Origin of the sequence: Paenibacillus darwinianus, from assembly GCF_000598065.1 — a bacterium.
Taxonomy (GTDB): Bacteria; Bacillota; Bacilli; order Paenibacillales; family Paenibacillaceae; genus Paenibacillus_I; species Paenibacillus_I darwinianus.
The window spans coordinates 21,559-31,927 of sequence record NZ_KK082150.1; the positions used below are offsets into that span (position 1 = coordinate 21,559).

Sequence of the window (10,369 nt, forward strand, 5' to 3'; positions counted from 1 at the left end):
GGCGATGATTTTGCCGAGGGCGGTCAAATCCGGCTCGATTGCCGGAAGGTCAGGGAATGCGCCGTAAGTTTGAGCGCAGCCGTAATGAAACCGGAAGCCGCTGATGACCTCGTCATAAATGACAAGTGCGCCCGCCGCTCGGGCGAGCCTGCAAAGCCCTTCCAGAAAGCCCGGCTCCGGCATGACCATGCCGAAGTTGCCGACGATCGGCTCCACCATCACGGCGGCCACGTCGTCGCCCCAGCGTTCAAGCGCCCTCTGCAGGCTGGCAAGGTCATTGAACGGAACCGTAATGACCTCCTGCGCAATGCTGACCGGAATGCCCGCGCTGTCGGGTATGCCGAGCGTGGATGGACCGGATCCCGCTGCGACGAGGACAAGGTCCGAATGTCCGTGATAACAGCCCGCGAACTTGATGATCTTCGTCCGTTTCGTGTACGCGCGCGCTACCCTGATCGTCGTCATGACGGCCTCTGTGCCGGAGTTGACAAAACGGACCTTGTCGAGCGAGGGGATCGAGGCTTTCAGCCTCCGCGCAAGCTCGATCTCCAGCTCGGTCGGCGTTCCGTAAAGCGTGCCGCTGCGCGCGGCTTGGATGATCGCCTCCGTAATATGGGGATGGGCGTGGCCCGCGATAATCGGCCCGTAGGCCGCCAGATAATCGATGTACCGGTTCCCGTCCACGTCCCAGAAATAAGCGCCTTTTGCCCGCCGCATAAATACCGGGGCGCCGCCGCCGACGGCCTTGAATGAGCGGGAGGGACTGTTGACGCCGCCAACGATATGCTGCAGCGCTTCTTCGTATAACCGCGCCGATTGCGGCCTGTTAGAGAGGGTCACGCTTGATCGCCTGCTTTCTGCATGATAGTCGATTATGGCCTGTGTAAAAAGAGAGAGTGAATGGAGCGGCCGCTCCTGTTCACTCTCTCGCGATAGCCGATTTCAGGGGAGGCGGCAAGCCGGGCGGCTGCACCCCGCAAGCACGGTTTGTTACACGCCGCCTCCCGCGTTCTTTGCGGCGCCGCGGGCTGAACTGTCATTGCCGCCGTCGGCGCTATTAACCGGCACGGGCGCTGTCGTATTTATCGCCAAGACTTCTCGCACGTATTCGCGTAGCTTGTCCTCGTCCCGTATGCCGAGCACAGCGCCGAGACGGGAGCGTTCCTCGTACAGCAAATCCATCGGTGGCACCTGGGCGGAACCGGCAACGCGCACCTTCAATCCGAGCTGTCCGAGCTTAAGCATGTCCGACACCCGCAGGTTCGTCTCGATGTATGGCTGCACCTCATCCAGTATCGTTTTCATCCGAACCAGATTCCACGTCGATTGCAGCTTCTTGGCGACGGCCGACATAAATTTCCGCTGCCGCTCGGTGCGCGTGAAATCCGACATGGCGTCGTGCCGGAAGCGCACGTATTGCAGCGCTTTGTCGCCGTCCAGCCGCTGGTAGCCTTTTTTGAGATCGATATCGTAACGGTTGCGGTCCGCGTTGTCGACGTATTTCATATCCTTCTCGACTTCGTAATCGACGCCGCCGATCGCATCGACCAGCGCCTTGAAGCCTTCAAAGTCGGCATAAACGTAATACTGAATGTCCAGGTCCAGCAGGTTTCCGATCGCCCGCATGGTCAGATTCGGCCCGCCGAGCGTAATGGCCGTGTTGATCCGATTTTTGCCGTACCCGGGAATATCCGCGTACGTGTCCCGCAGAATGGACAGCAGGTGCGCTTGCTTCGTCACCGGATCGATCGATGCGACGAGCATCGAGTCCGATCGCGCAACCTGGCCTTCCTCTACTCCCCGCGCATCGGCGCCAAGCAGCAAGATGTTGACCCGCTCCCGGCCTTCCCACTCCGGCGGCTTCTCCGCAGCGGCGTCGACGACATCCTTGAATCGCGAGGAGTTGTCGTTTTTCCCAAAACCGTTCAGTGCGTTGTATATGCCAATGCCTTGATAGGCCACATAAACCAGTATAACCGCCACTATCGACACAACGCCGTACAAAGCCCATTTCCACGGCCCTTTCCTTCTTGCCGCTTTGCTGTTCATTCGGCTTTAATCATCCTCTCTCTCAGGGTAACTTCCCTAATGTGCAAATCCATTGTATGATTACCTATCATGAAACGAATGGTTGATCGTCGAAAATTTCATGGGTAACAACTGGTTGGGGATCGTCCTGAATTTCAGGTCCGCATCTATAAAATTATAAATTGTCAGCCGCTGTCTTACAAGTGGTATACTATGTGTCGGAAAATAAACGCCATTTCCCGGGAAATGTCGAGCGCGAGAGGAGCATAAATCCATTGATGCCGGCCATTGACGTGCAGCAGTTGAGAAAACAGTTTAAGGTGCAGAAAAACCGCGAAGGCTTGTCAGGGGCTTTGCAGGACCTATTCAAGCGGCAATATACAGAGGTAACCGCCGTTAAAGACATCAGCTTCACCATACCGCCGGGCGAAATTTGCGGTTATATCGGCGAGAACGGCGCTGGGAAATCGACAACGATCAAAATGCTAACCGGCATTCTGGTCCCTACCTCGGGCATCGTGCGTGTCAACGGGTATGTGCCTTATGAGGAAAGGGAAAAATTCGTCCGCGAGATCGGTGTCGTTTTCGGACAGCGGAGCCAGCTGTGGTGGGACATCGGCGTAATCGAGTCTTTCCGGCTGCTTCGCAAAGTGTACCGCGTGTCGGAGCAGGATTTTCGCAAACGATTGGATGAGCTGGTCGAACGGCTGCAGCTCGGCGATCTGCTGAACCGGCCGGTCCGCAAGCTGAGCCTCGGCCAGCGGATGCGCTGCGAGCTCGTCGCTTCGCTGCTCCATAACCCGGCCATCCTGTTTCTGGATGAGCCGACGATTGGGCTTGATATCGTTGTCAAAACCGAGATCCGCGAATTTCTGAAGCAGATGAACCGGGAGCACGGCACGACCATTCTGCTGACCACACATGATTTGCAGGATATCGAGGCGCTGTGCACCCGCGTCATTATGCTGGATGACGGACGGATCATCTATGACGGCGGGTTGGACGAGCTGAAGACGCACTGGAGCAAAGGGCGCGAAATCCGTTTTCAATTCGGCGATCATACGGGCCGGCCGTTCCTTGAGCAATTGACGCAAGGCTTGAGCGCCGTTGAATGGTCGATGGGCGACAGTGATCTGGAGGCCAGCCTGTGGGTGCCGCATTCCATCAATGTGTCGGATGCTTTGTCTCGCGTGGTCGGCGCTGCCGATATCCGGGATATCAAAATTATGGAGACGAGCACCGACGAGATCGTGCGTGAGATTTACCGCTCGGGCACGGCATCCGCGCCGGAACTGACGGGGGATGGGCAGGCGGCGGCAGGGAAAGACAGGGAGCCGGTCAGCCATGCTTAGCGCTTATGTGGATCTGATCCGAATCCGGTTTCTGATGATGCTCGCTTACCGCGTTAATTATTACAGCGGTATCGTTATTTATGCCATAAATATCGGAGCTTATTATTTTTTCTGGCATGCGATTTACGGGAACCAGGATATTATCGGCGGCTTCACGCTTGCCCAGATGACGACATATGTTGCCGTGTCCTGGATGGCGCGGGCGTTCTACTTCAACAACCTCGATCGGGAGATCGCGAATGAAATACGGGACGGCAGCGTCGCGATTCAATTCGTCCGGCCCTATGTGTACCTGCTCGTCAAAATGATGCAGGGCTTCGGCGAAGGTCTGTTCCGTTTGCTGCTTTTTATGGTGCCGGGTATGGTTGTGGTCTGGCTTATCTTTCCGGTCGAGCTGCCGCGGGACCCGCAGGTGTGGATGCTCTACGGGGTGATGCTTTTCCTGAGCTTCCTGATCAATTCGCAGATAAACATATTGACCGGCTTGTGCGCATTTTTCGTGGAGAATATTGAAGGCATGATGCGGATGAAAAGGGTGCTCGTCGACCTGTTCTCCGGCGTCGTCATCCCGATCGCGTTGTTTCCAGGGTGGCTGGCCGCGGTCGTCCAATGGCTGCCGTTTCAGGCGATCGCCTATCTCCCCAGCTCGGTATTCACGGGACGGAGCACAGGCGAGGCCGCATGGCAAGCGTTGGGCTTGCAGGCCGTCTGGTTCGCCGTGCTGATCGTGCCGATCTGGGCGTTGTGGCGGGCCGCACGCCGGCGGTTGTTCGTGCAGGGAGGGTGAGAGCGATGTTTTATGGAGGCTTGTTCTGGGAATATTTGAAAAACTATGCAAAAACGCGTTTGACCTACCGTGCTGATTTCTGGGTTGAAGTGATATCGGACCTGATGTTTCAGGGGATGAATCTGATCGTCATCCTCATCGCATTCCGGCATACGCCGACATTGGGCGGCTGGACGGAGGCGGAGGTCGTGTTCGTGTACGGGTTCTTCATGGTGCCGTTCGGCATATTCGGCTGTTTCTTTAATTTATGGAACTTTAGCGACCGCTATATCGTGAAGGGCGAAATGGACCGGGTGCTGACCCGGCCCGCGCACAATCTTTTCCAGGTGTTATTGGAGAATATGGATCCACCGTCGCTATTTGGCGCCATCGTAGGCGGCATCATCATGGCGATAACGTCCGTTCAGATGGGTATCACCTACGGGCCGGCAGATATTCTCGTGCTGATGCTGCTCGTTGCCGGCTCCGTGGCGATCTATTTCGGGGTGTACACGGCATTAACGGCGATCGCTTTCTATTCGGATGCGCCGACCGGCATTCTGCCGCTGATGTATAATATTCAGAACTACGGCCGTTACCCGATCAACATTTACAACAAAATGATGCGCTTCCTGCTTACGTGGATTGTGCCGTTCGCCTTCGTCGGCGTGTATCCGGCGGCGTATTTTCTGAAGCGCAGCGGGCCGGACGACATTCTCATGGCGTTCCTGACGCCGGTTGTCGGACTCGTCTTCGCCGGCATCGGTCTCGCGGTATGGAACCACGGCGTCAAACGATACCGCGGAGCGGGATCGTAGCTGGCGGCGGATTAGGGTCACGTGGTGCCGCTAACAAGCCGGTCAATACGGGCTGTAGAAGAGCGACGAGGCATCCGATGCCGTTATGAAAATAATTTGGCAGCTGCGGCGGAAAGTTGGTACCTATGCACGCGTTGATCTCCTTTGGCGGGAAGCAGCATGCCTTGGGCCGTCAGCTGCTTCAATAACGCACGGGCATGGCGGTCTTTGATGCCTAACTGAGCGCACACCTCCGACACGCCGACGAACTCTGCAGCAAACGCGAAGGTGCGCCGGTCTGCGTCACGGGCATGCGGATATTTGCCGATCCAGCCAAGCGCGGACAAGAGCCTCATACATCAAACATCCCGCCTACTCGTAAATCAAAAAAAACCGCTCCTTCCCCGTCGAAAAAGGGAAAGAACGGTGTGCTTCACGCATCTTATGAAAACCATTATAATCCATCCGAAAGTAATAGTCACCCATAAAAAAGGAGGCATTATAGAAATATGGAACTCAAGAACGGGGCAAAGGTGCCCGACTTCAAGCTGCCGTCGCCGGACGGAGAGGTTAAGCTGAGCGATTACAGGGGCAAGAAGGTGGTGCTTTATTTTTACCCTCATGACATGACGCCCACCTGTACGCAACAGGCTTGCGACTTCCGGGACGCCCATATGGAGCTGCTTGCCGGCGATGCGGTGGTGTTGGGCGTAAGCACGGATGAGCTCGATAAGCATGCGAGGTTTCGCGATAAGTACGAGCTTCCGTTCCTGCTGCTGTCCGATCCGAACCATGAAGTATGCGAACAATACGGAGTATGGCAGCAGAAAAAGCTCTACGGCCGCGAGTACATGGGCATCGTGCGCTCGACATTCCTGATCGACGAGCAAGGGAAGCTCATACGCGAATGGAGAAATATTAAGCTGAAGGGCCACGTGCAGGCTGTGCTTGATGCGCTCCGCAGCGACGGCGAGGAAGCCACAGGCAAGCCGGAATCGGCTGCCCGTTCGGCATCAAAGCCGAAACAGCATTGACAATGGGTCCGCCGCCGCGCGCCGAGCTGCCGCGGCGCAAGCGGGCGGTTTCCCTAGCGCCGGCTTTGTTTCCTTGACTGCCGGAAAACCGGTTCAGTATAATTAACGTTATGAATTAAGGGAGGCCGTGTAATGGACAAGCCAAATGAAATCATTGTCGTCCTCGATTTCGGGGGGCAATACAACCAATTGATAGCGCGCCGCATCCGCGATCTGGGCGTATACAGCGAGCTGCTGCCGTACAATACGCCGATCGAGAAGCTGCGCGAGCTTCAGCCGAAAGGCATCGTGTTCTCGGGCGGCCCCGCCAGCGTATACGAGGAAAATTCGCCGCTGCTCGATCCCGTAATATACGACTTGGGCGTACCGATCCTTGGCATCTGCTACGGCATGCAGCTGATGAGCCATCAGCTGCATGGGAAGGTGCAGCGCGCCGGCAAGCGTGAATACGGCAAGGCCGAGGTCGATTTCCAGGAGCATTACCAGCTGGTGCTCGGGCTTGAGAAGCGACAGACGGTCTGGATGAGCCATAGCGATCTTGTCGTGGAGCCGCCGGCCGGCTTCCAGGTGGACGCCAGCACGGCGCATGCGCCCGTTGCGGCGATGAGCCATCCGGAGAAAAAGTTTTACGCCGTGCAGTTTCATCCTGAAGTGCGGCACTCGGTTTTCGGCAACGACATGATCCGGAACTTCCTGTACACGGTGTGCGGCTGCGAAGGCGAATGGTCGATGACGACGTTCATCGACGATACGATCCGCGACATCCGGGAACAGGTCGGCGACAAAAAGGTGCTCTGCGCCTTGTCGGGCGGCGTCGATTCCTCGGTGGTGGCGATTCTGCTCCACAAGGCGATCGGCGATCAGCTGACCTGCATGTTCATCGACCACGGCCTCCTGCGTAAAGGCGAAGCGGAGAGCGTCATGGAGACGTTCGTCGGCAAATTCGACATGAAGGTGCTCAAGATCGATGCGCGCGACCGCTTCCTCGGCAAGCTGGAAGGCGTGGAGGATCCGGAGAAAAAGCGGAAAATCATTGGCAATGAATTTATTTATGTGTTCCAGGAGGAATCGGATAAGCTCGACGATTTCGAGTTCCTCGCCCAAGGGACGCTCTATACGGACATCGTGGAGAGCGGCACCGCCACGGCGCAAACGATCAAGTCGCATCATAACGTAGGCGGTCTCCCCGAGGATATTAAATTCAAGCTGGTGGAGCCGCTCAAAACTCTTTTCAAGGACGAGGTGCGCAAGGTCGGGGAAGAATGCGGCCTTCCGGCCGCCATCGTGTGGCGTCAGCCGTTCCCGGGACCTGGCCTCGCGATCCGCGTGCTCGGCGAAGTGACGGAAGAGAAGCTGACGATCGTGCGCGAATCGGACGCCATTCTGCGCGAGGAAATCGCGTTCGCCGGACTCGACCGTGAGATCTGGCAGTATTTCACGGCGCTGCCGAATATGAAGAGCGTCGGCGTCATGGGCGACGCCCGGACGTATTCGTACACGGTCGGTATCCGCGCCGTTACGTCGATCGACGGCATGACGGCGGACTGGGCGCGTGTGCCGTACGAGGTGCTGGAACGCATCTCGAACCGGATCGTCAATGAAGTTGACAACGTCAACCGGGTCGTCTTGGACATTACGTCGAAGCCGCCGGCGACGATTGAGTGGGAATAATCGACGCATGACCGACAAGCCTTCGGCGGCCGTACTTCGGCGCCGGGGGCTTTTGCGTGTCTAGTCAGTCGGGCGCATGTCGTGTCCGATTGGGGCGGATACGCCGGCGCAGGCCTTTTTTCTAGCGACAGGTCTATGGGGATAGCGGGCTTGCGGATGAAGGAATTAAACCGGTCTTGTCGAGAATAGATTCATCTTTGCGAAATTGCCTTCAGTCCGGTGTCAATCGATGCTGCCCGTTTGCGGGCAACTGCGGTGAACATTCACAGCTTCGACGGAATGAAGAAGGTGATCCTCGCTTTCCTGCGGGAGGGCGACTACTTCGGGGAGATGGCCTTGATCAAGCCGGGGTTGTACCGGTCCGCCACCGTGGAAACGGCGCAGTTGACCAAGCTGTATGCGCTTAGGCGCCGCGATTTCCAGAAGCTGATGATGGACAATCCGACGCTGGCCTTCCATCTCCTCGGCGACACCATGGAACGGCTGCGCAAAGCGAACCGGCAAATGTACGACCTCACCTTACTCAACGTGCGGACACGCATTATTAAAAGGCTGATCCGGCTGTCCGAGGAATACGGCGTCGCGCCCCCTCAGGGCGTTCGGTTAGGCGACCAACAACTCCCAATAGGCCGCTGCGGCAAACCGCCGGGGTTTACTGTATTTGACTGGCAATGTAAAAACCGAACAAAATATTCATTAGAATTCGACATTATTCGGAAAATTGCATTGACAAACGGGGCGCGCACTTTTAGAATGAGTTTTGGAAAAATAACAGCATATCTTTTCGTATAATCTCAAGAATCGGCTTGAGAGTCTCTACGGGGTCACCGTAAATGATCCTTCTACGAAAGGCAGGAAAGCGTCCGGCAAACCGGTGCCGGGTATACTTTTCCTGTTTTGCGCAGAACCTAGGAGAGATGGCAAGGACTCCTGGGGTTCTTTTTTGTTCCAACACATTTTCTGGGAGGCGTATGGAAAAATGGATCGTTTCTTTCGGTTGAAAGAACTGGGGACAAACGTAAGAACGGAAATTATGGCAGGCTTGACGACTTTCATGACGATGGCTTACATATTAGCCGTCAACCCGGGTATCCTCAGCTCGGCAGGGCTCAGCTTTTATTCGGTGTTTCTAGCAACGGCGCTGGCCGCAGGCATTTTTACGATCGCAATGGGCCTGTTCGTGAACTTTCCGGTCGCGCTCGCGCCAGGCATGGGCTTGAACGCTTTCTTCGCATCCACGATTCTGGCGTCGGCGGCGACCGACACGCCGATTTCACCGGCCATGGGCCTGACGGCGGTATTCATTTCGGGTATTATTTTCATCATTCTAACCGTAACGCAGATCCGGCAAATGCTGCTTGTCGCCGTACCAGACAGCCTGAAGCATGCGATTACGGTCGGCATCGGGCTTTTCATCGCCATTATCGGCTTGAAAAACAGCGGGCTGCTGACCGTTGCGGTCCAGCCTATGAACGATGTGCCGGCCGGTCAATTCACGAACCTGCTCGGGTTCGAATCGGTGTTTCACCTGGGCAATCTCGAGGTTGCAGGCGTCTGGCTGACCATTATCGGGCTATTCCTGATCGGGATCCTCATGGTCATGCGCGTACCGGGCGCTATTCTGATCGGCATGGTGCTGATTACGATTCTGGCCATCCTTGTAGGCGAGGTCAACGTGGCGGAAGCGTTGAAGGGACAGTCGTGGACGCCTGATTTCGGGCAGCTGAACTTCTGGCATTTCGATTTTGCGGGGGTCATCGAGGTCGGCCTGATCTCCGTCATCCTGACCTTCACGTTCGTCGAGCTGTTCGATACGTTCGGCACGCTTGTCGGCACGGCGAACCGCGCCGGCGTAATGAAGAACCCTGAGCAAGGCCGCAAAAAGATCGGCAAAGCGATGTTCGTCGACGCGGTTGCGGTAAGCGGCGGCGCGGCGCTCGGCACGAGCACGGTCACCGCTTTCGTGGAAAGCTCAGCGGGTATCGCGCAGGGCGGCCGTTCCGGATTGACCGCGGTCACGACCGGCGTCTGCTTCCTGCTTGCGCTGTTCCTCGCACCGCTGGTGGCGCTCGTTCCGAGCGCGGCGACGTCCGCGGCGCTGATCATCGTCGGCGTGCTCATGATGCAGTCCGTCAAGGAAATCGATTTCTCGGATATGGTCTACGCGATTCCGGCATTTCTGACGATCACATTCATGCCGTTCACCTACAACATTGCCAACGGCATTTCGTTCGGCATCGTGTCGTACGTCGTGCTTGCCTCCGTAGCCAATCTGTCCGGTAAAGCCGAGAAGGGCAAGTATACGGTGCACTGGCTCATGTGGGTGCTTGCCGTTCTGATCGTCGCGCGGTACGTGTTCATGGGCGCGGCTTGATTTAATACTGGACTGAACGAAAACATCCCGCAAGCGGTCGGAGCCGCTTGCGGGATGTTTTTTGTGTGGAATGCGGCGATTCCCCGCAGTGTTCGGTGCCGTCGCCCGTGCGATAGCCTGCGTTGTGTCGCTTATTTGGGCCGGGTTGGCGCGTCCGCCATGCGATAGCCTGCGTTGTGTCGCTTATTTGGGCGAGCTGGCGCGTTCGCCATGTTTTAGCCTGCGTTGTGTCGCTTATTTGGCCGAGCTGGCGCGTCCACCATGTTTTAGCCTGCGCGATGTCGCTTATTTGGCCGGGTTGGCGCGTCCACCATGTTTTAGCCTGCGCGATGTCGCTTATTTGGCCG

10 protein-coding genes and 1 riboswitch are annotated in these 10,369 nt (G+C 56.8%); of the genes, 7 read left to right on the forward strand and 3 right to left on the reverse strand.

Annotated features, from left to right (window positions below; translation table 11 throughout):
• Together BG52_RS06780 and BG52_RS06785 are read right to left on the reverse strand one after the other, a co-directional pair.
• Positions 1–840 (reverse strand): aminotransferase class III-fold pyridoxal phosphate-dependent enzyme (locus BG52_RS06780; protein WP_036667005.1); only part of this gene is annotated, 840 nt, incomplete at its 3' end.
• Positions 841–990: 150 nt separating this feature from the next.
• On the reverse strand, positions 991–2,049 hold the full coding sequence (locus BG52_RS06785) for an LCP family protein (protein WP_051587731.1): 1,059 nt from the start codon (positions 2,047–2,049) through the stop codon (positions 991–993).
• A 257-nt stretch (positions 2,050–2,306) separates the two neighbouring features.
• Between BG52_RS06785 and BG52_RS06790 the strand changes: the two genes are divergently transcribed.
• Genes BG52_RS06790 through BG52_RS06800 form a run of 3 tightly spaced genes read left to right on the forward strand, consistent with a single transcriptional unit; the run spans position 2,307 to position 4,964 of the window.
• Positions 2,307–3,380: an ABC transporter ATP-binding protein gene (locus BG52_RS06790; RefSeq protein WP_036667006.1), complete on the forward strand. Its 1,074-nt coding sequence runs from the start codon at positions 2,307–2,309 to the stop codon at positions 3,378–3,380.
• Positions 3,373–4,167: an ABC transporter permease gene (locus BG52_RS06795; protein WP_036582967.1), complete on the forward strand. Its 795-nt coding sequence runs from the start codon at positions 3,373–3,375 to the stop codon at positions 4,165–4,167. The genes BG52_RS06790 and BG52_RS06795 overlap by 8 nt, the downstream gene beginning before the upstream one ends.
• A gap of 5 nt (positions 4,168–4,172) precedes the next feature.
• Positions 4,173–4,964, forward strand: coding sequence for an ABC transporter permease (locus BG52_RS06800; RefSeq protein WP_036582968.1), 792 nt, complete (start codon positions 4,173–4,175; stop codon positions 4,962–4,964).
• 83 nt (positions 4,965–5,047) lie between these two features.
• On the opposite strand, the gene BG52_RS06805 is transcribed toward BG52_RS06800, so the two are convergent.
• On the reverse strand, positions 5,048–5,299 hold the full coding sequence (locus BG52_RS06805; RefSeq protein ID WP_036582970.1) for a hypothetical protein: 252 nt from the start codon (positions 5,297–5,299) through the stop codon (positions 5,048–5,050).
• A gap of 153 nt (positions 5,300–5,452) precedes the next feature.
• Here BG52_RS06805 and bcp point away from each other — a divergent pair, with 153 nt between their 5' ends.
• From bcp to BG52_RS06825, 4 genes are all read left to right on the forward strand, one after another.
• Positions 5,453–5,977 (forward strand): thioredoxin-dependent thiol peroxidase, encoded by a 525-nt coding sequence (gene bcp / locus BG52_RS06810; protein ID WP_036582971.1) that lies wholly within the window; start codon positions 5,453–5,455, stop codon positions 5,975–5,977.
• A 132-nt stretch (positions 5,978–6,109) separates the two neighbouring features.
• The gene (gene guaA, locus BG52_RS06815; RefSeq protein WP_036582973.1) at positions 6,110–7,648 is read left to right on the forward strand and encodes a glutamine-hydrolyzing GMP synthase; all 1,539 of its coding nucleotides are present in this window, start codon (positions 6,110–6,112) and stop codon (positions 7,646–7,648) included.
• 255 nt (positions 7,649–7,903) lie between these two features.
• Entirely contained in the window at positions 7,904–8,440 is a 537-nt protein-coding gene (locus tag BG52_RS15750; RefSeq protein ID WP_051587733.1) for a Crp/Fnr family transcriptional regulator, read from the forward strand.
• A riboswitch (purine riboswitch) is annotated at positions 8,413–8,513 on the forward strand. It overlaps the preceding gene by 28 nt.
• A 114-nt stretch (positions 8,514–8,627) precedes the next feature.
• On the forward strand, positions 8,628–10,022 hold the full coding sequence (locus BG52_RS06825) for an NCS2 family permease (protein WP_036582976.1): 1,395 nt from the start codon (positions 8,628–8,630) through the stop codon (positions 10,020–10,022).
• Positions 10,023–10,369 lie beyond the last annotated feature (347 nt).